At 31.7% G+C, this 322-nt stretch carries 1 pseudogene; it reads right to left on the bottom strand.

Going from position 1 to position 322, the window contains the following annotated elements:
* Nucleotides 1-167: pseudogene (locus ACFIKO_RS09465) on the bottom strand (carboxynorspermidine decarboxylase); the annotation flags it as partial.
* Nucleotides 168-322 lie beyond the last annotated feature (155 nt).

Below are 322 nucleotides of genomic sequence, written 5' to 3'. Positions count from 1 at the left end.
GTGGTGCCATCCATAAATTCAGACATAAAATCAAAAACACTCCATGTAGCAAAGCATTTCACAGCAAGCAAAACTTTTGCTCCGGATATTTCACGTAAGCGAGCAATAATTTCCATATTTTTTAGGAGTTTAGATTTATCTATAAGATAGTAGGGAGTTTTAATCATCGTTTATCCATCTCTTTTGAAGGATCTTATTCTTAAGAATTACGTTTAGTATAAAGAGTAACAGAATGGCTCAAAAAAAAGAATTTGTTTCTGTCTCACGGCGGATAAGATTTTCTATAACTACATTTTGTTTTTGATATTTTTGGTTTGCGTTA

Origin of the sequence: Bartonella sp. TS82HLJMH (assembly GCF_042193495.1) — a bacterium.
GTDB lineage: Bacteria > Pseudomonadota > Alphaproteobacteria > Rhizobiales > Rhizobiaceae > Bartonella > Bartonella grahamii.
This window is presented reverse-complemented; position numbering and strand designations above follow the sequence as displayed.